This is a genomic window from Alkalispirochaeta alkalica DSM 8900 (assembly GCF_000373545.1).
Lineage (GTDB): Bacteria > Spirochaetota > Spirochaetia > DSM-27196 > Alkalispirochaetaceae > Alkalispirochaeta > Alkalispirochaeta alkalica.
This window is the reverse complement of record NZ_KB891761.1, coordinates 41257-66483: the sequence shown is the minus strand read 5'-3', so window position 1 is coordinate 66483 and position 25227 is coordinate 41257. Positions and strand designations below refer to the sequence as shown.

The 25227-nt window shown below is 61.2% G+C and carries 22 protein-coding genes and 2 tRNA genes; 3 read left to right on the top strand and 21 right to left on the bottom strand.

The window, feature by feature from the left end:
- Nucleotides 1-11: 11 nt before the first annotated feature.
- The 10 genes from rpoC to B071_RS0114535 form a co-directional block, all read right to left on the bottom strand.
- On the bottom strand, nt 12-4238 hold the full coding sequence (gene rpoC / locus B071_RS0114580; RefSeq protein ID WP_018527803.1) for a DNA-directed RNA polymerase subunit beta': 4227 nt from the start codon (nt 4236-4238) through the stop codon (nt 12-14).
- Between the two features lie 14 nt (nt 4239-4252).
- Nucleotides 4253-7753, bottom strand: coding sequence for a DNA-directed RNA polymerase subunit beta (rpoB, locus tag B071_RS0114575; RefSeq protein WP_026245273.1), 3501 nt, complete (start codon nt 7751-7753; stop codon nt 4253-4255).
- A 100-nt stretch (nt 7754-7853) separates the two neighbouring features.
- The gene (gene rplL / locus B071_RS0114570) at nt 7854-8240 is read right to left on the bottom strand and encodes a 50S ribosomal protein L7/L12 (RefSeq protein WP_018527801.1); all 387 of its coding nucleotides are present in this window, start codon (nt 8238-8240) and stop codon (nt 7854-7856) included.
- Nucleotides 8241-8327: 87 nt separating this feature from the next.
- Nucleotides 8328-8870: a 50S ribosomal protein L10 gene (gene rplJ / locus B071_RS0114565; protein ID WP_018527800.1), complete on the bottom strand. Its 543-nt coding sequence runs from the start codon at nt 8868-8870 to the stop codon at nt 8328-8330.
- Between the two features lies 1 nt (nt 8871).
- Entirely contained in the window at nt 8872-9546 is a 675-nt protein-coding gene (rplA, locus tag B071_RS0114560) for a 50S ribosomal protein L1 (RefSeq protein WP_018527799.1), read from the bottom strand.
- A 1-nt stretch (nt 9547) separates the two neighbouring features.
- The gene (gene rplK / locus B071_RS0114555) at nt 9548-9979 is read right to left on the bottom strand and encodes a 50S ribosomal protein L11 (protein ID WP_018527798.1); all 432 of its coding nucleotides are present in this window, start codon (nt 9977-9979) and stop codon (nt 9548-9550) included.
- A 137-nt stretch (nt 9980-10116) separates the two neighbouring features.
- A complete protein-coding gene (nusG, locus tag B071_RS0114550; protein WP_018527797.1) occupies nt 10117-10674 on the bottom strand; it encodes a transcription termination/antitermination protein NusG in 558 nt (185 codons plus the stop codon).
- A 26-nt stretch (nt 10675-10700) separates the two neighbouring features.
- Nucleotides 10701-10880 (bottom strand): preprotein translocase subunit SecE, encoded by a 180-nt coding sequence (gene secE / locus B071_RS0114545; protein WP_018527796.1) that lies wholly within the window; start codon nt 10878-10880, stop codon nt 10701-10703.
- Between the two features lie 51 nt (nt 10881-10931).
- Nucleotides 10932-11005 (bottom strand) — tRNA-Trp (locus tag B071_RS0114540).
- A 33-nt stretch (nt 11006-11038) separates the two neighbouring features.
- Nucleotides 11039-11111 (bottom strand) — tRNA-Thr (locus B071_RS0114535).
- A 233-nt stretch (nt 11112-11344) separates the two neighbouring features.
- Here B071_RS0114535 and miaB point away from each other — a divergent pair.
- Both miaB and mtaB read left to right on the top strand, forming a co-directional pair.
- Nucleotides 11345-12694, top strand: coding sequence for a tRNA (N6-isopentenyl adenosine(37)-C2)-methylthiotransferase MiaB (gene miaB / locus B071_RS0114530; RefSeq protein WP_018527795.1), 1350 nt, complete (start codon nt 11345-11347; stop codon nt 12692-12694).
- Nucleotides 12691-14034: a tRNA (N(6)-L-threonylcarbamoyladenosine(37)-C(2))-methylthiotransferase MtaB gene (gene mtaB / locus B071_RS17965; RefSeq protein WP_018527794.1), complete on the top strand. Its 1344-nt coding sequence runs from the start codon at nt 12691-12693 to the stop codon at nt 14032-14034. Before miaB ends, mtaB begins: the two co-directional genes overlap by 4 nt.
- Nucleotides 14035-14140: 106 nt before the next feature.
- Here the strand turns inward: mtaB and B071_RS17960 are convergent, their stop codons facing one another.
- From B071_RS17960 to B071_RS0114495, 6 genes are all read right to left on the bottom strand, one after another.
- On the bottom strand, nt 14141-15118 hold the full coding sequence (locus tag B071_RS17960; protein ID WP_083915035.1) for an L-threonylcarbamoyladenylate synthase: 978 nt from the start codon (nt 15116-15118) through the stop codon (nt 14141-14143).
- A 73-nt stretch (nt 15119-15191) separates the two neighbouring features.
- The gene (locus B071_RS0114515; protein ID WP_018527792.1) at nt 15192-15494 is read right to left on the bottom strand and encodes a Rieske (2Fe-2S) protein; all 303 of its coding nucleotides are present in this window, start codon (nt 15492-15494) and stop codon (nt 15192-15194) included.
- Nucleotides 15478-16833 carry a SufB/SufD family protein gene (locus B071_RS18780; RefSeq protein ID WP_018527791.1) on the bottom strand — a complete coding sequence of 452 codons (1356 nt, stop codon included), beginning with the start codon at nt 16831-16833 and terminating at the stop codon, nt 15478-15480. The genes B071_RS0114515 and B071_RS18780 overlap by 17 nt, the downstream gene beginning before the upstream one ends.
- A complete protein-coding gene (gene sufB / locus B071_RS0114505) occupies nt 16830-18230 on the bottom strand; it encodes a Fe-S cluster assembly protein SufB (protein WP_018527790.1) in 1401 nt (466 codons plus the stop codon). The genes B071_RS18780 and sufB overlap by 4 nt, the downstream gene beginning before the upstream one ends.
- Nucleotides 18202-18993 carry a Fe-S cluster assembly ATPase SufC gene (sufC, locus tag B071_RS0114500; protein WP_018527789.1) on the bottom strand — a complete coding sequence of 264 codons (792 nt, stop codon included), beginning with the start codon at nt 18991-18993 and terminating at the stop codon, nt 18202-18204. Before sufC ends, sufB begins: the two co-directional genes overlap by 29 nt.
- Before the next feature lie 42 nt (nt 18994-19035).
- Nucleotides 19036-19338 carry a metal-sulfur cluster assembly factor gene (locus B071_RS0114495; RefSeq protein ID WP_018527788.1) on the bottom strand — a complete coding sequence of 101 codons (303 nt, stop codon included), beginning with the start codon at nt 19336-19338 and terminating at the stop codon, nt 19036-19038.
- A 110-nt stretch (nt 19339-19448) separates the two neighbouring features.
- Between B071_RS0114495 and B071_RS17950 the strand changes: the two genes are divergently transcribed.
- Nucleotides 19449-20081, top strand: coding sequence for an NAD(P)H-dependent oxidoreductase (locus B071_RS17950; protein WP_083915033.1), 633 nt, complete (start codon nt 19449-19451; stop codon nt 20079-20081).
- Between the two features lie 26 nt (nt 20082-20107).
- Here the strand turns inward: B071_RS17950 and B071_RS0114485 are convergent, their stop codons facing one another.
- The 5 genes from B071_RS0114485 to B071_RS0114460 all read right to left on the bottom strand — a co-directional run bounded on the left by B071_RS0114485 (nt 20108) and on the right by B071_RS0114460 (nt 25041).
- Nucleotides 20108-20965: a fructosamine kinase family protein gene (locus B071_RS0114485; RefSeq protein WP_094354968.1), complete on the bottom strand. Its 858-nt coding sequence runs from the start codon at nt 20963-20965 to the stop codon at nt 20108-20110.
- Nucleotides 20966-21057: 92 nt separating this feature from the next.
- Nucleotides 21058-21540 carry a low molecular weight protein-tyrosine-phosphatase gene (locus B071_RS0114480; protein WP_040588722.1) on the bottom strand — a complete coding sequence of 161 codons (483 nt, stop codon included), beginning with the start codon at nt 21538-21540 and terminating at the stop codon, nt 21058-21060.
- Between the two features lie 102 nt (nt 21541-21642).
- Nucleotides 21643-22881, bottom strand: coding sequence for a zinc-binding dehydrogenase (locus tag B071_RS0114475; protein ID WP_018527784.1), 1239 nt, complete (start codon nt 22879-22881; stop codon nt 21643-21645).
- Between the two features lie 716 nt (nt 22882-23597).
- Nucleotides 23598-23963 (bottom strand): response regulator, encoded by a 366-nt coding sequence (locus B071_RS0114465; RefSeq protein WP_018527782.1) that lies wholly within the window; start codon nt 23961-23963, stop codon nt 23598-23600.
- Nucleotides 23964-24201: 238 nt separating this feature from the next.
- Nucleotides 24202-25041, bottom strand: a complete 840-nt coding sequence (locus B071_RS0114460; RefSeq protein ID WP_438829749.1) for a sugar ABC transporter substrate-binding protein — start codon at nt 25039-25041, stop codon at nt 24202-24204.
- Between the last annotated feature and the right edge of the window lie 186 nt (nt 25042-25227).

The window sequence follows — 25227 nt, the reverse complement described above, 5'->3', positions numbered from 1 at the left end:
CCGTTGAATCTCTAATCGGTGATATCCACGTCCACCGTATCTGCCGTTTGGGCCAGGGCCTCTTTCTCCTTGGCCCGCTCCTCCAGAATTTCTGCCACGTGGCTGTCCAGGTCTTCCGTCTCGTCGTCAAAGAGCCGGATGTTTCGGTAATCCCGCATTCCCGTTCCCGCCGGAATCAGGTGCCCGATCACGACGTTCTCCTTCAGACCCCGCAGCTGGTCCGTAGAACCGGCTATGGCCGCGTTGGTCAGGACCCGGGTGGTCTCCTGAAAGCTGGCCGCGCTGATGAAGGAATCGATGTTAAGACTCGCCCTGGTTATCCCCAGGAGCAACGGCCTGGCCACGGCCGGCTGCCCACCCTGACGGATCACACGGGCGTTCTCCTCGTGGAACTTGGGCTTATCCACCTGCTGACCAAAGATAAACCGCGTGTCTCCAACCTGGACAATCTCGAGCTTTCGCATCATCTGGCGGATGATGACACCGATATGCTTGTCGTTTATCACAACCCCCTGCAGACGGTAGACCTCCTGGACTTCGTTCACCAGGAAGGACTGCAGGGCGTTTTCTCCCAGAATTCCCAGAATCTCGTGCGGGTCGATCGCGCCGTCGCAGAGGGGCTCACCCGCTTCCACGGGGTCACCGTCGCGAACCAGCATGTGCCGACCCATGGGGACAAGATGGCGGAACTCCCGTCCGTAGGGGTCTTCCACCAGGATGACCCGCTTGCCCTTGACGACACTCCCCGTCTTTACCGTTCCGCTGATCTGGGCGAGGACCGCCGCCGTCTTGGGCCTGCGCGCCTCGAAGAGTTCCCCTACCCGGGGGAGACCACCGGTAATATCCCGGGTTTTGGCACCCTCCTTGAGCATCTTTGCCAGGATTCTCCCGGCCCGGACGCTCTCGCCGTCGGCAACGCCGATATAGGCTCCGTTCGGCAGGGGATAGGAGGCGATTTCCTCGCCCTGTCCGTCCAGAATCAGGAGGCGGGGCTGCATTCCCTCCACGGGATGCTCCACAATCCTGCTCTCGGTGTTCCCCGTCTCTTCGTTGATCTCCTTCTTCAGGGTGGTTCCCTCAAGAATGTCCTCGTACTTCACCGTTCCGGCGTGCTCACTCACGATGGGCTCGCTGAAGGGATCAAAGCTGGCGATCGTCTCCTGGGCCTCCAGGAAGGATCCCTCCCGGGCGTAGACCTCGGCGCCGTTACGGACCTCCAGGCGCTGCTCCTGGGCTACCAGATAGAGCCGGTCATCCCGGAGAATGGCGTAGGCGTTATCCTCGGCCAGGACCTCTTCGGTTCCCCGCAGGAGGACCACCTGACCGCGCACGACCCGCTCCTCCTGGGAGACCTGGAGCTTGCAGGTCTCGTCCAGATCGTGACTCTCGATAACGCGGGCCGCGAAGATGTACCCCTTGCGGGTAAACATGCGCGAACCGTCCTCGAGGTCGATCACGCTGCCCTCGAGGCGTCGGATCATGACGGGATAGCCGAGATAAACCCGGTTTTCCTCGGCGGTCTTGGTGGCGGCACCACCGATGTGGAAGGTACGCATGGTAAGCTGCGTTCCGGGCTGCCCGATCGACTGGGCGGCGATGATCCCCACGGCTTCACCGATGTTGACCACCCGGTTATCCGCCAGGCTTCGGCCGTAACACTTCTGGCAGACCCCGTAGGGGGCTTCGCAGGTAAGAACCGTGCGGATCCGCACCTCTTCGATACCGGCTGCCTCGATCTGATCAGCCATGTCGTCGCTGATTTCCTCGTTTACATCGACGATCACTTCTCCCGTGATGGGATGATGAACCCGCTCCAGGGTGAAGCGGCCACGGATACGGTCGCCCAGGGGCTCCACCACCTCTTCGCCGTCCTTCAGGGCGGTCATGTTGATTCCGTTGATCGTTCCGCAGTCCTGATCGGTGACGACCACGTCCTGGGCGATATCCACGAGGCGGCGCGTGAGATATCCTGCGTCGGCTGTCTTGAGAGCCGTGTCAGCCAACCCCTTCCGCGCACCGTTGGTGGAGATAAAGAACTCGATGACCGAGAGCCCCTCCTTGAAGTTACTGCGGATCGGGAGCTCGATGATGTCCCCCGAGGGTTTTGCCATGAGACCCCGCATTCCCGCGAGCTGACGGATCTGGCTACGGCTTCCCCGGGCTCCCGAGTCGGCCATCATGTAGACGGGGTTAAAGCCGTCGCGATCCTTCAGGAGGCGATCCATCATCCGGTTTGTCAGTTCGTCGTTGGTTTTACTCCAGACTTCGACAACCTTGTTGTACCGCTCATCCTGGGTGATGACACCGCTGAGGTACTGCCCCTGGATCTGGGCGACTTCCTCGTTGGCGGCTCCGATCATCTCGGGTTTCTCTTCGGGGATGATGATATCGTCGATTCCGATGGTGGCCCCGAAGACTGTGGCGTAGCGGAAGCCCATGTCCTTGATGGCATCAAGCATGCGCACCGTCACGGCCGGGCCAAGATCGGCAAAGGCGCGCCCGATGAGGCGCCGGAGCTCCTTGTCCCCCATGGTCTCGTTTACGAAGGAGACTTCCCGGGGGAAAGCATCGTTCAGAATAACCCTTCCGGCGGTGGTCTCCAGCAACTGTCCGTCGATCTCTACCTTGATAAGAGCCTGGTAGTCCACAGCTTTGGCCTCGAGGGCGTGAATGAGCTCCTCGGGACTGACAAATCGCTTGCCCTCCCCCTTGGCTCCCGGCCGGTTCCTGGTAAGGTAGTTGATCCCCAAAACCATGTCCTGACTGGGGAAGACCACGGGCTGACCGTTGGCGGGGTTCAGCAGGTTCTGGGACGCGAGCATGAGGGTCCAGGCTTCGATCTGCGCAGCCTGGGTCAGGGGCACGTGCACAGCCATCTGGTCGCCGTCGAAGTCGGCGTTATAGGCGTGACAAACCAGAGGATGAAGCTTGATCGCCTTGCCATCCACCAGGACGGGCTCGAAGGCCTGGATTCCCAGGCGATGGAGCGTGGGGGCGCGGTTGAGCAGTACCGGGTGTTCCCGCACCACTTCATCCAGAACAGCAAAGACCTCGGGCTCTTCCTGTTCTACCAGGGTTTTTGCCCGCTTGATGTTATAAACTACGTCTTTCTCGACGAGTTTTTTCATGATGAAGGGCTTGAAGAGNTCCAGGGCCATCTTTGTGGGCAGACCGCACTGATGCAGTTTCAGTTCGGGCCCCACAACGATAACGGAACGACCCGAATAGTCCACGCGCTTACCCAGCAGGTTTTGCCGGAAACGCCCCTGTTTTCCCTTGAGCATGTCCGAGAGCGACTTGAGCGGACGATTGCTGGCTCCCTTGACAACCCGTTTCTTCTTGCTGTTGTCAAAGAGTGCGTCCACCGCCTCCTGAAGCATCCGTTTCTCGTTACGGATGATAATGTCGGGAGCGTTCAGGGAGAGAAGCCGCTTGAGCCGGTTGTTCCGGTTTATCACGCGCCGATAGAGGTCGTTGAGGTCGCTCGTGGCAAATCTCCCTCCGTCGAGCTGGACCATGGGCCGCAGCTCGGGGGGAATCACGGGGATCACGTCCATGACCATCCAGGCGGGTTCGTTCGTGGAATCACGGAAGTTCTCCACAATTTCCACACGCTTCAGGAGTCGCTTGTCGGCCTTGGGGCCCTTGCGGGCCATGAGCTCGCGCAACTCGATCGAGAGGGCCTCCAGATCGAGCCCCTCCAGGAGGCGGCGGATCGCTTCGGCGCCGATATCGGCCGAGAAGGACATACCGTACCGCTCTTTTGCTTCCCAGAAGTCCTCCTCTGTGAGGAGCTGAGAGGGCTTGAGGTCCGTATCACCCGGGTCTATGACGATGTATTTCTCGTAGTAGAGAACGGAGCGCAACTCCGATACCGTCAGATCGAGGAGCAATCCCATGCGGGAGGGAACGGAGCGGTAGTACCAGATATGGGAGACAGGGCTCGCGAGTTCGATGTGCCCCATCCGTTCACGCCGGACCTTGGGGTGCGCCACCTCGACGCCACAGCGGTCACAGATAACACCCTTGTAACGAATGCTCTTGAACTTTCCGCAATAGCACTCCCACTCCTTGGTGGTTCCAAAGATCCGCTCGCAGAAGAGCCCGTCCTTCTCCGGACGCAGGGTCCGGTAGTTTATCGTCTCGGGCTTTTTTACCTCGCCGTAACTCCAGGCCCTGATCTGGTCGGGAGAGGCGAGCCGAATATTGATACTGTCGAAATCCTGAATATCGCGCATACCGGTTTCGCTCCTTAGAAGTTGCTGCCCTGCCGGTTAATGAGTTCCTCATCACGCTCGGTGAGGGGAACCTGCTTTCCTTTGGAATCGTAGATCGACATATCAAGACCCAGGCCCCGCAGTTCCTGCACCAGAACGTTGAAAGATTCAGGGATGCCTGCCGCCGTCGCGGGGAGGCCCTTCACAATACTTTCATAGATCTTCGCCCGACCGTTCATGTCGTCACTCTTTATTGTAAGCATTTCCTGGAGCGTATTGGCTGCTCCGTAGGCTTCGAGGGCCCAGACCTCCATCTCCCCGAGCCGCTGGCCACCGAACTGGGCCTTTCCGCCCAGGGGTTGTTGCGTAACCAGCGAGTAGGGACCGGTGGAGCGGGCGTGCATCTTGTCGTCCACCAGGTGATGAAGTTTGATCATGTACATCACGCCCACGGTGACGGAGTTCTCGAAGAACTCCCCCGTCCGGCCGTCGCGCAGCTCTGTCTTGCCGTCGGGACTGATGCCCGCCATCTTGAGCTTTTCCTGAATCTGCTCGGGCGTGGCCGACTCGAAGACCGGTGTGGCGTACCACTCATCCAGCCCCAGAGCAGCCCACCCCAGCTCGGTCTCCAGAATCTGCCCCAGGTTCATCCGGCTGGGAACGCCCAGGGGGTTCAGACAGACATCGAGGGGGATTCCTTCGGGGGTATAGGGCATATCTTCCTCGGGAAGCACCCGGGCGATAACACCCTTGTTTCCGTGGCGCCCTGCCATCTTGTCGCCCTCGCGGAGCTTCCGTTTGGTGGCTACCAGAACTTTCACGACCTCTTCCACTCCCGGGGAGAGATCATCGCCCTCGCTGCGGCGCAGGCGCTGCACGTTGATCACCGTTCCCTCAACCCCGTGAGGTATTTTCAGGGAGGTGTCGCGGACCTCTTTTGCCTTCTCTCCGAAGATCTGGTTCAGGAGCTTGAACTCCGGCGTGGTTTCGGCATCGCTCTTGGGCGTTACCTTTCCGACCAGGATATCCCCGGAAGTAACTTTGGCCCCTACCCGGATGATCCCTTCCTCGTCGAGCTTGGCCAGAGCCCGCTCGCTCACGTTGGGAATGTCGTCGGTAATTTTCTCGGGCCCGAGCTTGGTCTCCCGCACATCGACGGTGAACTCCTTGATGTGGATCGAGGTGAAGATGTCTTCCTTGACCACTTTTTCGGAGATGAGGATCGCGTCCTCGTAGTTATACCCGTTCCAGGGAACAAAACCCACGACGATGTTGCGCCCCAGGGCGAGTTCACCCTTGAAGGTAGCCGGCCCGTCGGCGATCGCCTCCCGGGCCTGGACCTTCTGGCCTACCTGAACATAGGCTTTCTGCAGGTAACAGGTATCCTGGTTCGTGCGCTGGTACTTGACCAGACTGTACACGTCCTGATCCCGGGAATCTTTTTTCTCGTCGGGGTCGATCACGATCCGGGTACTGGAGACATAGACCACCGTTCCTGCACGGCGAGCCTTGACCAGAACGCCCGAATCGTAGGCGGTCTTGCGCTCCATACCCGTTCCCACGCGAGGTGGTTCGGGGAAGACCAGGGGCACGGCCTGGCGTTGCATGTTCGCCCCCATCAGTGCCCGGTTGGCGTCGTCGTGCTCCAGGAAGGGGATCAGGGCTGCGCTCACGCTGATTATCTGCTTTGGCGAGACGTCCATGTATTGAATCTGCTCGGGGGAACGGGTGTTGTAATCCCCGCCCTTACGAACAGATACCTGATCGTTGAGGAACTCTCCGTCCTCGCTGATCGGTGCGTTCGCCTGGGCAATGAAGGACTTTTCCTCGTCCATCGCCGAGAGATACTCGATCTGGTCGGTTACCCTCCCCGCCTCGACGCGGCGGTAGGGTGTTTCCAGAAAGCCGTAATCGTTCACCCGGGTATAGTTGGCCAGGGAGACGATAAGGCCGATGTTCGGACCTTCCGGTGTCTCGATGGGGCACATTCTTCCGTAGTGCGTGTAGTGAACGTCGCGAACCTCGAAGCCCGCGCGGTCCCGGGAGAGCCCCCCCGGCCCAAGGGCGTTGAGGCGCCGCTTGTGGGTGAGCTCCGAAAGGGGGTTCACCTGATCCATGAACTGGGACAACTGGGAGGAACCGAAAAACTCCTTGATCGCAGCCACCACGGGCTTGATCGAGATAAGATCCTGGGGCTTGATCGTATCGGTCTCTTTCAGGGACATGCGGTCTTTGGCGATGCGCTCCATCCTGCTGAAGGCGGTCTTGAGCGAGTTTGCCAGCAACTCTCCCACGGAGCGGATGCGCCGGTTCCCCAGGTGATCGATATCGTCGACGTTTTCCTCGCCGATGTAGACCTTGATAAGAAACCGCATGGTNTTCACGATGTCTTCCCTGGTCAGGGTATGCTCTTCCGAGGCGTCCTGGTACTCGAACTTCTTGTTCAGCTTGTACCGGCCCACACGACCCAGATCGTAGCGCCGCGAGGAGAAGAACATGCTCTGAAAATCCCGCTCGGCACCTTCCATGGTGATCGGTTCGCCGGGCTGGATGACAGCGTAAATTGCCGAGAGCGCGTCCTCCCGGGAAGGCTCATCCTGATCGGAATCGTCACCGACAAACTTGGATTCTTCCCGTTCGAAGCAGTTCAGGATGATGTCGGCGTGGAGAGAGTCATCGTGATCGTCGTCGACGAGCTCTATTTCTGATACTCCGAGCTGAAGCAGCTCGTCCAGATCGTGAGGATGGAGCTTCTCCCCGGCGCGGTAGAGGGTCCGCTCACCGGCGTCGGAGGAGACAACGATTTTCCGGGCCAGGACGCGGCCCACGATGTAATCCCGCTCCTGCCGATCCCCCGTGAGGGTTACCTGCTCGCGCTGATAAAAGAGGTCGATGATTTTCTCGCGTGTATCGTATCCCATGGCCCTGAGAAAAAGGGTTCCCAGGATTTTCTTTTTTCGGTCTATTTTTGCGTAAATCAGATCCCGTTTCTGGTCGATCTCGAACTCGAGCCAGCTCCCCCGGTACGGGATGATCCGGGAGCTGTACACACCCTTGTCGTGTGCAAAAATTACACCAGGGCTCCGGTGGATCTGGCTGACCACGACCCGTTCGGCCCCGTTAATGATGAAGGTTCCCCGCTCGGTCATGAGAGGGATATCACCCATGTAGATATCTTTCTGCCTGATCTCTCCTGTTTCCAGGAAAATAAGGTTAATCCGGGCTTTGACCGGACAGGCGTAGGAGGCACCCTTGTTCTTGCATTCTTCCTCACCGAGTTTTATGTTTGCCTCGTCGAGGATGTAATGATCGTACTCAAGACGCATATCACCCGAGGGGCTCTCTATGGGAAAGGCCATCTCGAATACTTCCTGAAGCCCCTGTGAGAGAGGCGGTTTTCCTGCCTTCAATCGTTCCCGTTGCAAAAACCGCTCATATGAAGAGAGCTGTATATCAACCAGGTCTGGCAACTCCATAACGCCCGGCCCTGCAGTTCCGACCTCTACTCTGTTGACAACCTGTTCTCTGTCAAACATTTACACCTCCCGACCACGGACTTTCGAAAAAAACGCACCACCGGCGTATAACACACCGGTGGCGTACGAGCGACTCTTGAGAAAAATAGGCCGTTCGGCGTTACTTGACCTCGATTTCAGCGCCTGCTTCCTCGAGTGTCTTCTTGATCTCTGCAGCCTCTTCCTTGGAAACGCCCTCACGAATGGCCTTGTCACCACCCTCGACGAGCTCTTTTGCTTCCTTGAGACCCAGTCCGGTCACCACGGTCCGGACCGCCTTGATAACCTGAATCTTGGTACCGTCCTTGACACCCTTCAGGATGACGTCGAACTCGGTCTGCTCTTCCCCTGCTTCCTCAGCGGGAGCAGCAGCACCGGCCGCAGCAACCGCAACGGGAGCCGCCGCAGTAACACCAAACTTCTCTTCCATCATCTTGACCAGCTCGCTGACTTCGAGCACGGTCATCCCTGCAATAGCTTCGAGGATTTCCTCTTTTGTAGCTGCCATATTACCTTCTCCTTTCAAAATATATCCGGCGATAGCAGGCAACAATCGCGAAGACTAACGCCGGTTGATTCACCTGGTTCGCGAGGGTTACCCCTCGGCTTTTTGATCCGCCACCGCCTGAAGGGTCCGCACCAGCTTGGTGGGAACTCCGTTCACGGCATAGACAAAGTTCTGGACCGGCGCCTGCATCACGCTCATGAGCTGAGCAATAAGCTCATCCCTGCTGGGAAGCTTGCTGAAGGCAACGGCCTGCTCGGCGTTATAGACCTGACCCGCCACGAGGGCTCCCTTGAGCTCCAGAGGCGCACCCTTGGCGAATTCCACCATGGCCTTTACTACAGGAGCAGAATCGTCGGGAGCAAGAGCCACCGCCGTGGGCCCTGTGAGATAATCGGCGACGTCATCGGGCTTTTCCATCTGCTGGAACGCTATCCGGGCAAAGCGGTTTTTGACGACCCGGAAATCGGCACCGTTCTCCCGCAGTTTTGCACGGAGCTGCGAAATCTGGGACACCGTGAGACCCCGGTAGTCCGTGAAGATGTAATCGCTTGCCCCGGAGAAAAGCTCCTTCATGGCGTCAACCGCAGCGACCTTGCTGTCGTTTACTCGCGTCTCGTAACCTTGTTTCATCTCAGTCTCCCATCGAAACCCGGACACCGGGACCCATCGTTGAAGAAATTGCAATGGTCTTTACAAAGACACCCTTTGCCTCGGGTGGACGCCGTTTCTCTACCTCGGAAACGATCGAACGAACGTTTTCCTCGACAGCGACAGGATCCATGGAGGCCTTCCCCACGGCGATGTGGACAACGCCGGTCTTGTCGGAGCGGAACTCGACCCGCCCCTTCTGAAGCTCGGCCAGAGCCCCCGTGATGTCCATGGTAACGGTCTGCGTCTTGGGGTTGGGCATCAAACCGCGACGACCCAGAACAGGGCCCAGACGGCCCACGTCTTTCATCATGTCGGGCGTGGCCACGGCCACGTCGAAATCGAGCCAGCCGCCCTTGATCTTCTCGATCAGGTCGTCATCGCCAACGTAGGCCGCCCCGGCAGCGCGGGCTTCCTCGGCCTTGTCCCCCTTGGCGAAGACCAGAATCTTCTTGTCCCCCGTGAACTGGTTCGGAAGAACCAGGGTATCACGCACGGTCTGACTCTTTTTCAGATTCAGGTTCAGGGAGAGCTCGATGGTCTCGTCAAATTTCGCAAACGCCAGCTCTTTTACCAGTGAAACCGCCTCGGAGAGGGGGTAGTTTCTGGCTCGATCGATCTTTGCGATCGCTTCCCGGTATTTTTTTCCCCGCTTCATACTAGGCCTCCACCTCAACACCCATGCTTCGGGCTGTTCCCGCGATGATCGTCACCGCAGCATCCAGGTCGTTCGCGTTGAGATCGGCCATCTTCGTTTTGGCGATCTCCTCGAGCTGAGCCCGGGTAATCTTCCCGACCTTGGTCTTGTTGGGCTCTCCCGACCCCTTGGCAAGACCGAGGGCCTTCTTGATCAGAACGGCCGCAGGCGGCGTTTTGGTCACGAAGGTGAAAGACCGATCGGAGAAAACCGAGATGATTACAGGAATCGTGAGACCGGGCTCATAATTCTTTGTTGCATCGTTGAACTGCTGAACAAACTGCGGAGCACTCACACCGTGAGGACCCAGGGCGGGCCCAACCGGGGGCGCCGGTGTCGCCTTTCCGGCGGGCACCTGCAGTTTGATCTGCGCCACTACCTTTTTCTTAGCCATATACCCTCCTCGTGGTTCTACCGTCCCCGGCGCATCCTTGCCCGGGTGACTCCCACCAGATTTTTGCTCGTGCGTTCACCCGCGCAAAAACCCGGGCGCAGAATCTGCTTCAGCACAAACTGTGAAAGCAGAAACCGCTAAATTTTTTCTACCTGCGAGAAATCGAGCTCCACCGGCGTAGAGCGCCCGAAGATACCCACCGTAACCCGGAGCTTCGCCTTCTCGCTGTTTACTTCCTCGACTACCCCGGTAAAGGTGTTGAAGGGCCCCTCGGTGATACGAACCGTCTCGCCCTGAACGAAGGAGTCCTTCTGGCGATGAACGGCGTCACCCTTGATCTCACCGGTTTTCTGGAGGATGACCCGAGCCTCCTCCTGGGAGATCGGCCGGGGTTTTGCCCCCGGAGCAGAACCGACAAAGCCGGTAACCCCGTTGATGCGCTTGATCTGCGCCATCACAGAGTTCCACCCCGCATCGGGGAGGTCCATCTCCAGGAGAATGTACCCGGGGAGAAACTTCTTGCTTGTGACGCGACGCTTGCCGTCTTTTGTGCGCTCCTCCACATCTTCGGCGGGGACCTTGATATCGATCACCGCCTCACCAAGCTTCCCCTCATCCATGAGCATACGAATAGATCGTTCGATCTTGTTCTCGTAGCCCGAGTAGGTGTGAAGCACGTACCAGTTTTTTGCCATAATGTATCGCTCCAGAGTAGCAGCGATCAGAAAAGGAAATCAATCCCGGCCAGGAAAAAGTAATCCAGCGCACCGAGAATGACAGCAAAGATGAGAACCGAGACCAGCACCACCCGGGTGGAAGATCCCACCTCTTCGCGCGAGGGCCAGGTCACCTTTTTCAGCTCTGCGTAACTGTTCCTGATAAATTCGACTAGTTTCTTCACCAATGACTCCTCGCTCGACCCCGGAACGCTCTAGACAATCCCGGCGAGAGACAGGCCAGGCAGGATTCGAACCCGCAACATCCGGTTTTGGAGACCGGCGCTCTACCAATTGGAGCTACTGGCCTATAAAAAACGGACCCGCACCGCGAGTCCGCCGCAGCCCTCGATCGGACTTGAACCGATGACCCCATCCTTACCATGGATGTGCTCTACCGACTGAGCTACAAGGGCAACTGTCAGGCTGGACGGAAGGTATCAGTTCCCCGAAAAAGTGTCAACCGCTGGCGGGCCACCGGGGGAGAAAAACCGTGCAGAACAACCGGCGGTCCTGTTGATTCTGCAGGACCTCACCGGCTATCATGACGCCGGGTCCGGGTACTCCGGCCCCGGACCCGGCTGCGCAGGTACCGCTCATACATACATGACTGTATCACTGAGCAAACCCTATGGAGAGAACAAAACACATGCACTACTACTTACTCCCCCTGGGATGTCAGATGAACCTCTCCGATGCCGAGCGCATCCGCACCGTTCTGGAGGAGACGGGGTACACCCCCTGCGAGACAGAGGAAGAGGCCGATCTTATCGGACTGGTGGCGTGCTCGGTCCGGCAAAAGGCGATCGACAAGGTCTACAGCAAGATCCACAAGTGGAACCAGTGGAAAGCGGACCGCCCGCTTGTCACCTTCGCTTCGGGATGTATTCTGCCCGAGGATCACCGGAAGCTTCTTGGCCGGTTCGACCTGATCTTTCAGATTCAGGATCTTCCCCAGCTCCCCCAGATGCTCCGCCAGTACGGGGTCACCACAGCTTTGAACGGAGCTTTCCCCGCTCTGTCCGGAACGACCCAGGAGCCCGGGGAGGAGGACTACTGGAAGGTGTCACCCACCTACACCTCCCCCTTCGAGGCCTACGTGCCGATCCAGAACGGTTGCGACAAGTTCTGCACCTTCTGCGCTGTCCCCTATACCCGGGGCAGGGAGGTATCACGGCCGAGCAGCGAGATTCTGCGGGAGATCGAGACGCTCCTGGAACGCGGCTACCGCACCATCACCCTGCTGGGGCAAAACGTGAACAGCTACGGCCTGGACCGTCCGGGCCGGGAGATTACCTTTCCCGAGCTGCTGGATCGGGTGGGCTCCCTCACCCGGGGACACCCCCTCTGGACGTATTTCACCTCTCCCCACCCCCGGGATATGGGGGAGGACGTGCTGGAGCGGATCGCGGAATACCCCACGCTGGCACAGCAGATTCATTTGCCCCTTCAGAGCGGGGACGATACGGTCCTCACCAGGATGAACCGGAAATACCGCCTCCAGGACTACCGTTCGATCATTACATCGATCCGGACCATTCTTCCCGAAGCCACGCTCTTTACCGACATCATTGTGGGGTTCACCGGTGAGACCGAGGAGCAGTTTCAGAATACCTGCGCAGCCCTGGAGGAGTTCCGCTTCAATATGGCCTACATAGCCCAGTATTCGCCACGCCCCGGGGCGGCGAGCTCCCGCTGGGCCGACGACGTACCGCAGGAGATCAAGAAGGAGCGCCTTCACAGGCTCACCGCCATTCTGGAGGGGACCGCAGGGAACTTTACCCGCTCTCTCCAGGGGAGCACCCGGCGGGTCCTTGTGGATGGGCCCGACCGGAAACCGGGGTTTCTCAGCGGCAAGACCGAGGGGCGCATCCCCGTGCGCATGAGCGATCCCGGGGGGATCGAGCCGGGGACCTTCGTGACGGTTCGAATCACCGGGGCGCGACCTCTTTCGATCGCCGGGGAGATCATCGATCCGGCCCGGGGCGGGAACCGGTGAAGGTTGCCTTCGAGACGCTGGGGTGCAAGCTCAATCAGTACGAGACGGACTCGATCGCCACGACCCTCAAACAGCGGGGCTGGCGTCCCGTGTCCTTCCACGAGGAACCTTTGGCCGACGCCTACGTGATCAATACCTGTACCGTAACGAACAAGGCCGACCGAAAGAGCCGCAACATCCTCTACCGGGTCCTGCGCCAAGCCCCCCCGGGGGCGCCGGTGATCCTCACGGGGTGTTTTGTGGAGAGCAGTCCCGATTTCTCTCCGGAGAGCGACCGGGTATACCTGGTAGACAACAGCAGGAAGAGCACCATCCCCCATCTTCTGGAGGCTCACCTGAGCGGAGAGATGGTCGATCCCCGCAAGCTGGCGGGTGACATTTTTGGCTTCACCACGCCGGAGCAGCTCTTTCATACCCGAACCAGCATCAAGATCCAGGATGGGTGCGATAATTTCTGTTCCTTCTGCATTATCCCCTTTGTGCGAGGGGCCGCCACGAGCCGCCCCGCCGAGGCGGTGCTGAATGAGGCCCGCCAGGCTCTGGAGGGAGGCTCCCGCGAACTGGTACTGACGGGGATCAATATGAGCCGCTACCGGTCTCCCCGGGAGGGCACGGGCTTCCCCGCCCTGGTGCGAGAGGTGCTGGAGCTCCCCGGGTCATTCCGGCTTCGAATATCCTCGCTGGAACCCGATCAGCTGACGCCGGAGTTCCTGGAGCTCTTTTCCCACCCCCGTATGACCCCCCATCTCCACCTGTGCCTGCAGAGCGGCAGCGACCGGATCCTGAAGGCGATGAACCGCACCTACACCAGCGAGAGTTACCGGAGGACCCTTGAGGCCCTGCGCAGGGAGAATCCCCTCTTCAATGTGACCACCGATATTATTGTGGGGTTTCCCGGGGAGAGCGAGAGCGATCTCGAGGAGAGTCTTCGGGCGATACGGGATATGCGGTTCGGCCACGTCCACACCTTCCCTTTCTCGGTCCGGAAGGGCACCGGGGCGGCCCGTCTGGCGGGATCAATCTCGACAGCCGAGAAGCGACGCCGCAGCGAGGCGGTTCTGGCCGAAGCTACCCGGGCAAAACGAAGCTACCGAAGCGAGCTGAGGGGGGTCGGCGAGGTTGTTCTGATTGAAGGGGTTGCTGAACAGCCGGGGTCGACCACCGGGGTGGTTCTGGCCGAGGGGCTGGGAGCGCACTACGTGCCGATCCGGTTCTCCGGGGAGTCTTCAGCGGCTGGGCCGGTACCGAACCGGTTCTACCGGGTGGTTCCCGAGGCGCTCGAAGCGGAGGGCGACGATCCCTTCCTCCTGACCACACAGCTGGAAGAGTTTTCGCCCTGACCTGTCTGACCTGTCTGGTCTGTCTGGGCTGCCTGACCTTCCTGGTTCTGCATGGCCAGGCAGCCCGTGCAGCCGGAGCACCCGCAGCACTACCAGGGGAAAAATTTCAGGCGGGAGCCCCGGGAGAGGCGAGAACAGAGGCCAGCTCCCCGGGACGGTAGCTCCCCCGGGCGGCCCGATGCAGCCTGTCCACCAGCCCCTCGGCCAGACCCGGCGGGGGATCCTCGGCCAGGATGAGGGAACACCCCCGTTGCTCGGCTTCCCAGAAGGCCCGGTAGACCCCCTCGGCGTAGGCGTCGTACCCCCCGAAAGACCCGGCCGAGAGGACCCTCAAGGCCCCGGAAGAGAGCAGATCCAGGGCCTCCTCCCTGGCCCGCTCGAGGTCCGGCGGGGCCACCAGGACCACGGGGACCCGGGGCGTATAATGACGGTAACGGGTTCCAGGAGAACGACGGTCCCCCCGGGTCTGGAGCCGGACCGCACACCCCAGACGGCGCGCGATCTCGTCGCGGCTGATCGTCCCGGGTCGGAGGATGACCACGTCCCTGTCGCTGGTGGCGTCCACCACGGTCGATTCGATCCCCACGGCGCAGGGGCCGCCATCGACAATGGCAGCTACCCGCCGGGCCATCTCTTCCCAGGCCATCTCCCGGGAGGTGGGGCTGGGACGCCCGCTGCGGTTGGCGCTGGGTGCCGCCACGGGAACACCCGCCCGGGAGATGATCCTCCGGGCCAGGGGGTGGTCGGGAACACGGAGGGCCACCGTGGGCAGACCGCAGCGCACCTCGGGAACAGCCCAGGAGGGAGCGGGAATGATCACCGTGAGGGGTCCCGGCGCGAAGGCCTCCAGCAGGGCCCGGGTAAGGCCGAGGGGAGGAGGAACCACGGCAACCGCATCGGAGGAATCTCCAAAATGTACGATCAGGGGGTTATCGAGGGGACGCTCCTTGGCAGCAAAGACCGCCCGGACAGCTCCGGGGTCCACAGCCGAAGCGCCCAGGCCGTAGACCGTCTCGGTGGGGATGACCACAAGACGGCCCTCTGCAAGCAGACGACCTGCCCGGTCGACCCCGGAGGCGTCCAGGAGAAGGGTCTCCTCCTGGCCCGGGAGGTCTTCCCCCCCCGAGGCGACCTGCCCCTGGATCGGGTGGTTCGGCTCAGACCTTGACGTAGACCACCCCCTCTTCGACCTTGACGGGGTAGGTTTTCACGGGGCTCGTGGCGGGAAGATCCAGCACGGCCCCGGTGGTGATGTCGAAGCGGGAGCCGTGTTTCGGGCAGTAGACGTGGGGCCCCACCACCATCCCCTCGCAGAGCGGTGAATATTCGTGGCTGCAGGAGTTGGCGATCGCGTAGATACCGTCGTCCAGCCTGAAGAGGGCGATCTCCTTCCTGCGGTGCGTGAAGGAGGTCGCCTTGCGGAAGGAATCTTCCCGACAGGCCTCACGCCATTGCGCCATTGCTCTCGTCTTCCACGGGGATCCGGGAGTCTACGATCGCCTCGATCCGCTCCCGCGCTTCCCGGGGAAAGGAGGCCGAGACCTCGGCGAAGAACCCTTCGATGAGAATTCTCCGGGACTCCTTCGGCGTGTACCCCCGGGTTTCCAGGTAAAAGAGCTGGCGGGCGTCGAGCTTGCCCGTGGTGGAGCCGTGGCTGCACCGCACCTGATCGGTGTTGATCTCCAGCATGGGGATCGAGTCGGCCTCGGCCTCATCCCCCAGAACAAGGTTGTTGTTGGTGAGGTAGGCGTCGGTATCGAGGGCGTCGTGGTCGACCTTGATGAGGCCCTGGAAGACGCTCCGGGCCTCGTCGGCCACGGCCCCCTTGTAGAGGGCAAGGCTGTGTGCCTTGGGCGCCCGGTGGTCCTGAACCGTCCTGAGATCCACGTGCTGATCCTGGTGGGGAAAGTAGATCCCGCCAAAAAAGGCGTCGCCTCCGGGGCCCGCCATCTCGCCCTCCATGCGGTACTTGCTCAGGAGCCCGCCGAAGACGGCGGAATAGACGCGGAGCGTGGCGTCGCTCCCCACCGAGGCGTAACTGTTGGAGAAAAAGGAGGAATCGATGTTCACGTCCTGGAAGAGGAAATAGTCCACCTTGCTTCCCCGGGCGAGATCGAGGATGATCCCTTCGTTGAAGAGGATCTCCCCGGAAACGTCGGTATCGCTCTGGTGAAGAAGGGAGAACCTCGCCCCCTCGTCGGCGATCACCACCACCTGGGGTGCGCGCATGATCTCCGAGGCACCCTGGGCGCCGCCCGAGGCTGTCTCGTTGAAGGTTACCCTGAAGGGCTCCTGAAGCTCCAGAAAGGGAGGAACATAGAGAACCGCCCCGTGGGTCATGGTGACGTAGTGCCACAGCGCCAGGCGGTTATCGGCCCGGTCGAGGCCCTTCCGCAAGGCAGCGGCTACACTGCGGGCCACCTTCTCGGGGAGTGCTCCCGCAGCGATCTCGTCGAAGCTCAGAAGAAGGCACCCCTTTCCGGCCAGTTCCGGGTCGAGGTATCTCCCCGCCAGGGAGGCACCCTCGAAGGCGATCTCCCCCGGTGCGCTTCCGGCTGCCGGAGCGGCCCCCTCCGGAGCGGGACTGCCCTCGCCACGGGAAAAGCCCCAGGATTCAAAGTCGAAGGACGAAAGGTCGGTGCGGCGAAACTCCTCGTCCCGGGCCGAGGGCCAGGGGAGGCGAGAAAAGCGTTCCAGGGCGTCGCGGCGGATCCCGGTGAGCCAGGCCGGCTCGGTAAGCCCCTCGATGTAGGCCCCCAGGGTCTCGGGGGAACTGCTGGTATAGACGGCGGTACTCATCCGATGGATCCCTCCATTTCGAGCTCGATCAGGCGGTTCAACTCCACGGCGTACTCCATGGGGAGCTGCTTCACCAGCGGATCCAGGAAGCCGTTGACGATCATGCCGGCGGCTTCTTCCTCGGTCATACCGCGGCTCATGAGATAGAAGATCTGGTCGTCGCTGATCTTGCTCACCGTTGCCTCGTGCTCTATCGCTACCTGGTCGCTCTTGATGTCCATGTAGGGGTAGGTGTTGGTGGTGCTCTCTCCGTCGATCAGGAGGGCGTCGCATTCCACCTTGCTGCGGGCGTTCTGCACCCCCTGGTCGACCTTGATAAGGCCCCGGTAGGTGGAGATACCCCCGTCCTTGCTGATGGACTTGCTGGTTATGGTGGAGGTGGTGTTGTGGGCGGCGTGAACGATCTTGCCCCCNGAATCCTGCTCCTGACCTTTTCCTGCGAAGGCGATCGAGAGAACCTCTCCGTGGGCGCCCTCGCCCTTGAGGTAGACTGCGGGATATTTCATGGTGCGCTTGCTGCCCAGGTTGCCGTCCACCCATTCCATGGTGGCGTTCTTGTGGGCCACGGCGCGTTTGGTCACCAGGTTGTAGACGTCGGAGGACCAGTTCTGGATGGTGGAGTACCGAACCCGGGCTCCGTCCAGAATAATGATCTCCACCACAGCGCTGTGGAGGCTGTCCGTGGTGTAGACCGGGGCGGTNCAGCCTTCCACGTAGTGAACAAAGCTCTCCTCCTCGGCGATGATCAGGGTCCGCTCGAACTGGCCGAAGTTCTGGCTGTTGATCCGGAAGTAGGCCTGGAGGGGGACATCGACCCGCACTCCCCTGGGAATATAGACGAAGCTNCCCCCGCTCCAGACCGCGGTGTTGAGGGCCGCGAACTTGTTGTCGTTATAGGGAATAACCGTGCCGAAATACTTCTTCACGATCTCGGGGTGCTGTTCCAGAGCCTGTTCGGGGGAGAGGAAGATCACGCCCTGCTTCTCGATATCTTCGCGAATGCTGTGGTAGACCACCTCGGAGTCGTACTGGGCTCCCACGCCGGAGAGAAACTTCTGCTCTGCCTCGGGGATTCCCAGGCGGTCGTAGGTTTCCTTGATCTCTGCGGGCAGGTCCTCCCAGGAACGAGCCTGCTCNTCCGTGGGTTTTGCGTAGTAGTAGATATCCTCAAAGTCGATATCGCTCAGGTCGCATCCCCAGGAGGGCATGGGCAGTGTCTGGAAGGACTTCAGGGCCTGAAGGCGGTACTGGAGCATCCATTCGGGCTCGTTCTTGGCGGCGCTNATGGCGCGGACCACCTCTTCGTCCAGCCCCTTGCGGGTCTTGAAAACCGACTTGTCCTCGTAGTGNAAACCGTACTTGTAGTCCTCAAGCGAGACCTGCGGGTTGCTGCTCATGGCTCGCCTCCTCCTGTATGCCGTGCTGCTTCTTGACCCAATCGTAGCCGTGCTCTTCCAGCTCCGCCACCAGATCGGCGCCACCGGAGGTCACGATCCGGCCCTGGTACATGATGTGCACGAAATCGGGCTTGATATAATCCAGCATCCGCTGGTAATGGGTGATGATAAGTGCCCCGAAGGAGGTTTCATCGCGGAGCTTGTTCACCCCCTGGGAGACGATCTTGAGGGCGTCGATGTCGAGGCCGCTGTCGGTCTCGTCCAGGATGGCGAACTCCGGCTGGAGCATGAGCATCTGGAGGATCTCCATGCGCTTCTTTTCCCCCCCCGAGAAGCCCTCGTTCAGGTAGCGGTTGATGAACTGCTGATCCATCTCCATGTACTCCATGTTGGAGCGCAGGTGCTTTACAAANGACCGCACCCGGGCATCGTCACCGGGAAAGCGGATCTCCGAGGCCCGCTTGAGGAAGCGCCCCACCGTAACCCCGGGAATCTCCACGGGGTACTGAAAGGCGAGAAAGAGCCCCAGCTGGGCGCGTTCGTGGGTTTCCATCTCCAGAATGTCCTGGCCGTCCACCAGNATCTGNCCCCCCGTGACCTCGTAGGCCTCGTTCCCGAAGATCACGTTGGAGAGGGTCGACTTGCCGGAGCCGTTGGGCCCCATGAGGGCGTGAATCTCTCCGCTATTGAGGGTGAGATGTACCCCCTTGAGAATATCCGTATCGGCGATGCGGGCGTGCAGATCCTTGATCTCTATTTTCATTGTGCTTCTCCTGCAAAAAAATGATTCGGTAATTTGGTTGAGCTAGATGGGGTATCCCAGGCTTACCCGAGCGTCTTCGCTGAGAAACTCCATGCTCCAGGGCGGGTTCCACACCAGGTTGGTCACCACCTCCTCCACGCCGTGATCTTTCTTGATCACATCGATGATCTCCTGATTGATCGTATCGGCCAGGGGGCACCCCGGTGATGTGAGGGTAAAATCAACCTCCACGGCTCCCTCCCGTGGCTCGACACGGTAAATGAGCCCCACATCGACGATATTGATCCCGATTTCGGGGTCGATGACCTTCTTCAGGGATTCGAGTATATCGGTCTTGCTAATCATGTTTATTGTTCCTAACTCCTCTTGTAAGGTACCGCTTTCGAGGCCGCTTGAGCAACCTTTTTTGCTCTTTTTTTAAGAACAATTCCGAATAAGACGCCTGCACAAGATGAATGATTTTTTTCTGTACCGAGAGTATACTGAAAGATAGGGGAAGAGGGAACGCGTTTGTGACCAGTTTAGTCGTCTACAGTCACCCCAGAACGGATAGTTTTACCCACGCNATCGTGGAGCGGATCGTCTCCGCCCTGGATGACGGGGGGCACGGGGCCTGGTGCCACGATCTCTACGCCGAACATTTCCAGCCCGTTCTGGAAAACGAGGAGATTCGCCGGCGGTTCAGCTTCGACGACCTTGTGACGCAGCACACCCGGGAACTGCGCGAGGCCGCAGGGCTCATCCTGGTCTACCCCGACTGGTGGGGGATGCCTCCGGCGATTCTCAAGGGCTGGGTGGACCGGGTTCTGCGCCCGGGNGTGGCCTTCGACTATGAGGGGCCGGAGTTTCTCCAGAAGGAGNGGGTCCCTCTTCTGACGGACAAGAAGGGCCTGGTTATCTCCACCACCGACGAGACCAATCCCCTGAGCCAGGATGCGATGAATACGATCTGGCGGGAACGGGTCTTTGCCCAGGCAGGAATCCGTTCGGTGACGTTCAAGACCCTCTACGGGGTCCGCCAGAGCTCCCTCCGGGAGCGGCGGGAGTGGCTTCTGGAGGTGGAGGAGCTGATCCTGCGCTGGCTCTGAGGAGCTGCGCGGACGCCGAGGGCTCCTCAGGAAAAGCGGCGGAGAATCGCCTGACAGCTGGAGCGGTAGCTCCCCCCGAAGAGATTCATGTGGTTCATCAGGTGGTAGAGGTTGTAGATGTCCCGGCGTTCGCCATAGCCCGGTTCCAGGGGCCAGACCTGGCGATAGCCTTCATAAAAGGAAGGGGGAAACCCGCCGAAGAGCTCGGTCATCGCCAGATCGGCTTCGCGGTGGCCGTAGTATACCGCGGGATCGATGATCACCGGCGTGGCGGTGCTGTCGGCCATGAAGTTGCCGCTCCAGAGGTCCCCGTGCAGGAGCGAGGCCTCCCCCTGATCGACCTCGGGAAGGATATCCGGCAGACGGTGCAGCAGAGCCTCGAGGGAGCGGAGGTCCCCTGCNCCCCAGAGCCCCCGGGATCGGGCCAGCTCTCCCTGAAAGCGAAGCCGATGGTCCGAGAAAAAGGGTATCCACCCCTCCGTCCAGGGGTTCGGCTGGGGAGTCGCGCCGATATGGTTGTCCCGGACAAATCCGCAGCTCCCGTTCCGGCAGGTCTGGTGAAGCGCCGCCAGGGCACCCCCGAAGCGGGGGAAAAAATCCCCCCGGGGACGCCCAGGTTCGATGTATTCCAGCAGAAGATACTGGCTGGCGTTACCGGAGAAGAGCGCCAGGGGCCGGGGAACGCGGGGACCCCGGGGTGCTGCGGCCAGAGCAGCGAGCCCCCGGGCTTCCTCCCGGAAGAGATCGCCCTGACCCAGGCCGTTCTGCTTGAGAAAGACCTTCCCTCCCGAGGAGAGCTCGAGCAGGGCCGTGTCGTTGATGCTGCCCCCGCCCACGGGGCGCCGTGCGCTGATCGAGACAGACCGTCCGAAGAGGAGCGCCACCGCCTCGTCGGGGCTCTCGACGGGCAGGAGGATCTCATCACCCTCGGGCGGGCCGGGCACACCAGTCAGGCCGGGCACGCCGGGACCGTTGCTCACGGCAGGCGGCCCTCCTGGATCCCGTTCAGGATCTCGTCGCAGGTACGTTCCACGATCCGGTAGACCTCGTGAAACCCCTCGGGTCCTCCATAGTAGGGGTCGGGCACGTCGGGGGCCTTTCCCCCGCCCGGGAGGGCCGGGTCGAACTCCCGGAAGAGGAGCACCCTGGCCCGGGCCTGCCCTCCCCTGCGGCGGTCGATCTCCCGGATCGCCTTGAGATGGTTGCTGCCCATGGCAAAGATCAGATCGAAGTCCTGCAGGTCCCCGGGGGAGAACTGCCGGGCCCGATGATCCAGGGGGACACCCCGGGCAGCGGCCGTCTCCCGCATACGAGAATCGGCGTTCTCGCCCACGTGCCACCCGTCGGTCCCCGAGGATTCGACCTGAAGGTGCTCCGCCACGCCCCGATCACGAGCCATTTTCTCCAGAACGGCNTGGGCCAGGGGACTGCGGCAAATATTTCCGGTACACACGAACATTACCCGCACGNCTGCCTCCTTGCGTTGTGCNTTTCCTGATGGCCGGTCGAGCTCCCNCACCGGCTCTGCCATTGTACCATCTGATTCATCCCCGGGCCCGCTCTAGATTTCCGGGGCTTCCCTGAGCAGATAGGCCTCGGCCTCGGCGCTCCAGATATTGTTGTTCTTTCCGCAGATTTCCGCCAGGGCGGCNTAGAAGGGATCGGTTGCTCCCCGCGCGGCAAAATCGTCGATCGCCACCAGAGGCAGGTTCTTGTGGGTGTAGATCAGCTTTTTCCCCCCGGGAATTGCGGGGAGATTCAGGGTTGTCTCTATTACCGCATTGAGGCCTCCCACGTGGGTGATCATCCCNGCGGGGTTTACCAGGCCACNGCCCATCAGGTCCAGAGCCTCGCGCATGTCGTCGGTGTTCCCGCCTGAGGTACCCACCAGATGGTGAGCGGAGTAGTGGACCTCGTAGAAGTTCAGCTCCGCCCTGAAGTCGGGGCTCGAGGGCCCTGCGAAGAAGTTCAGGCACCCGTCGTGACCGAGGAGACGGTCCCCCTGCTCGAGCACGGGCCGTACCGGTGCAAAAACAAAGACGTCGTCGTAGCCCGCCCCTCCGGTGAGGTCCAGCAGTTCCTGCTCCGAACCCTGACGGGAGGTGTTGATATAGTGAAGCTCCACACCCTGCCGACGCGCCTCCTCCACGGTGTACACCCGGGAGGCCCGATCCAGCCGCTCCTGGTCGATATCGGTTACCACGAGCAGCCCCGGTTTTCGGGGGTTATGAATGGCGTAATCGATCGCAGCGAGCCCCATGGGACCGACTCCCGCGAGGATCGCCGTCTTTCCGCCCTCCACGATTCCCATGGAGTGCTCGTAGGACCCCTGGCGGGTGTGATAGTTGGCGTGAAAGGCACCGGCAACGCAGGAGATAGGTTCTGCCAGGGACCCCAGAAAAAAGGCATCGCCCTGGTACTCCAGGAGGCAGTCCATCTCCATCACCTCTTCGGGAATGATTACACGGGTGGCGTCTCCCCCGATATAGGGATAGGAGTACCCCGGGGCATCGAGGGTCCCCCGGTAGTTGAGGGCCGGCTGAATGGAAAACCGCTGCCCCGGAGAGAAGCGATCCTTCCACCGGTCCCCCACCTGGAGGATCTCGCCGCAGAGCTCGTGGCCGAGCATAACCGGGTGACGATCGATATCGNCGGGAACCCGCTTGTGGGAGCTCCCCTGGATCGCGGCTTTATAGGAAGACATGCAGAGGCTGTCGGAGACCACCTGTGCCAGGATCTCGCCCGGTTTCAGGGGCGGGAGCTCAAACTCCTCCAGCCGAAGGTCTTCTTTCCCGTACATTCGNACGGCTTTCGTTTTCATTCTCTCTACTCCTCGCAATGCTTGCGTTCAGCTTTTCATAATACTACCANGATATGGTTAAATGAAAAAGAGGAGAAAGGGTTAACAAAGAGATCAGTAACGCAGGAGCGCCAGCAGCCCCTGGTCCGCGAGAGAGGCCACAACCTCGCCGGGCTTCCACCGGAGCAGAATGGTTCCGGCCCCGTCGGGGAGTTCCTCCTCTGTGGGCGGCAGGTCCCCCGCAATCCGGTTCTGCGGGGACTGATTCTGCGGGGGCTCGCTGTGCGGGGACTGGTTCTGGAGCGGCTGGTTCTGCCCGGGAAGGGCGTCCCCGGTAACAGAAGAATCCTCCGAGGCGGCCACCACCAGGGCTTCCAGGGGAATCGAGAGCTCTCCTTCGGNGGAGCTGTACCGGGGAAGCAGGCCCGCCCGGCGGAGTTCCGCCAGAGAAAGCAGTGCCAGCGAGGGNCGATCCTCTCCGCCGGCGCGATCGAGGATCACGGCGTAGGTGAGGTCGGGCTCGGGGAGGCGCTGGACCAGGATCTGCCCCGAGGGNCCCTCAAGCCGGTAGCCCCCCTCCTGCGGGGCAGCANCGCTCCGCCAGACCCCCTGGAGNGAAGCCCCCCGGTAGAGAGACACCTCCGCCGTGGAGGANGTGTCCAGCCCCGCGCCCCCCGTGTGGAGCAGGAGGGCAACCATGACCATGGCGAGGGAGGTCATCCGGCCAACCGCTTCACCACCTGCAGGAGNTTNTCCGAGTTAAAGGGNTTGACNATCCACCCCGTGGCACCGGCCGCCTTGCCGGCGCTCATCTTGCTCTCCTGCGANTCCGTGGTGAGCACCACCACGGGGGTGTACTTGTAGGCTTCGAGCTCCCGGACCTTTCCCGTGAGGGTGATNCCNTCCATGTTCGGCATGTTGACATCGGTAACGATCAGATCGAAGGCGGTGCCATCGAGCATNCCCAGGGCGTCCAGACCATCCCCGGCCTGAACAACCTCGTAGCCGGCCTGATCCAGAACATAGGAGACGCTCTCGCGAACCGCTGCGGAATCGTCAACTACCAGTATCCGTTTAGCCATATTCTTTCCATCTCCTGTTTTCTCGCTCTTCTGTNTTCNCGCTCTTCGCGAGTCTCTGCNAGTCTGTNGTTGTACGCGCTCTCTCAGTCAATCATAGAACCTGTGNGGGGGTTTCTTCAACTCGCNGGGAGGAGCTTCGGGGAGATTGATCGCTCCCGAGCGNTTACAACCCCGGGGAGCGCCCGCCAGCACCCAGGCCAGTNCCTTCGATGGTGCCAAAACTCCCGCAAACCCGGGGCTAGGGACCGGCCATGCGGTAGGGAAGGAAGATCTCCTCCGGAACATCGCTGCCGCGAAGGGCCGCCGTGGCCCGAACGAGGGCCACNTAGCCGATGGCGAAGGGGTCCTCCACGAGAATTCCCCGGATAACCCCTTCCTCGAGAAGGGCTTTCGTGCCGGGGGTCTTGTCGAACCCCGCAACCACCACCCGTCCGGCTGCCCCTGCCTCGCGTACCCCCCGGGCAGCNCCTTCCAGNGAGANGCTATCGGTGGCGATGATCCCCGCCAGATCGGGCGTGGCTGCCACGAGGCTTCGGGTTGCCACGGCAACCGCCTCCAGAGAGACAGGNCCCGACGGCAGGGGTTCCAGAACCCTCACCTCGGGGTGATGCTCTTCCAGATACCCCAGGACCTGTCGCGCCCGGTCCCGGGAAGGCNGAGCCCCCTCGGGCCCCGNGAAGAGGGCCACCGGGCCCGTTCCCCGATAGCGAAGAAGTTGCTCTACCACGCTACCGCTGGCAGCAGAGGCGTCGGTTCCCACGTGGAAGGAGGCCCCGCGCTCCAGGGGGTTCATCAGGGTGACCACCAGAACTCCCGCGGCCCGGGCCCGTTCCACAGCGGCAACCAGCCCCCGGGGATCGAGGGGGTTCAGAAGAATCACGTGAGCCCCCCCGGCCACGGCCCGCTCCACCAGGTTGATCTGGANATCCAGGGCATCCCGGGGGGGCGCATCTCTCTGGAAAAGNACCATCCTCTCTCCGNCGGAGAGGGTGGTGTTCTGATCGTCCAGGGCCTGGCGNACCCCCGCTTCCAGGGAAGATTCGTCGGGCCCNGGNGGAACGAGGGCGACCCGAACCACCCTGGCGGGCAGTGGCCCGGCTGGGGGTTCCCTGAGAGATGGTTCCGGCCGCTCGGGGAGCTCCTCCCGCAGTCCCGTAGCCCGAAGAACCCCCGCCGGCAGGAGCAGCAACAGCGCCAGGGCGAGGAGGAAGGCCCCGCGCCGGGAATCCTCCCGAGATCGTCTCGTCTCAAAAAACACGGTGCC

Bases quoted from the DNA above. Each gene is read 5' to 3' on its own strand.
- rplA (WP_018527799.1), bottom strand. From the start codon at position 9,546: ATGAAGCGGGGAAAAAAATACCGGGAAGCGATCGCAAAGATCGATCGA.
- miaB (WP_018527795.1), top strand. From the start codon at position 11,345: ATGCACTACTACTTACTCCCCCTGGGATGTCAGATGAACCTCTCCGAT.
- rplK (WP_018527798.1), bottom strand. From the start codon at position 9,979: ATGGCTAAGAAAAAGGTAGTGGCGCAGATCAAACTGCAGGTGCCCGCC.
- nusG (WP_018527797.1), bottom strand. From the start codon at position 10,674: ATGGCAAAAAACTGGTACGTGCTTCACACCTACTCGGGCTACGAGAAC.
- rplJ (WP_018527800.1), bottom strand. From the start codon at position 8,870: ATGAAACAAGGTTACGAGACGCGAGTAAACGACAGCAAGGTCGCTGCG.
- B071_RS0114495 (WP_018527788.1), bottom strand. From the start codon at position 19,338: ATGATTAGCAAGACCGATATACTCGAATCCCTGAAGAAGGTCATCGAC.
- B071_RS0114515 (WP_018527792.1), bottom strand. From the start codon at position 15,494: ATGGCGCAATGGCGTGAGGCCTGTCGGGAAGATTCCTTCCGCAAGGCG.
- rplL (WP_018527801.1), bottom strand. From the start codon at position 8,240: ATGGCAGCTACAAAAGAGGAAATCCTCGAAGCTATTGCAGGGATGACC.
- B071_RS18780 (WP_018527791.1), bottom strand. From the start codon at position 16,833: ATGAGTACCGCCGTCTATACCAGCAGTTCCCCCGAGACCCTGGGGGCC.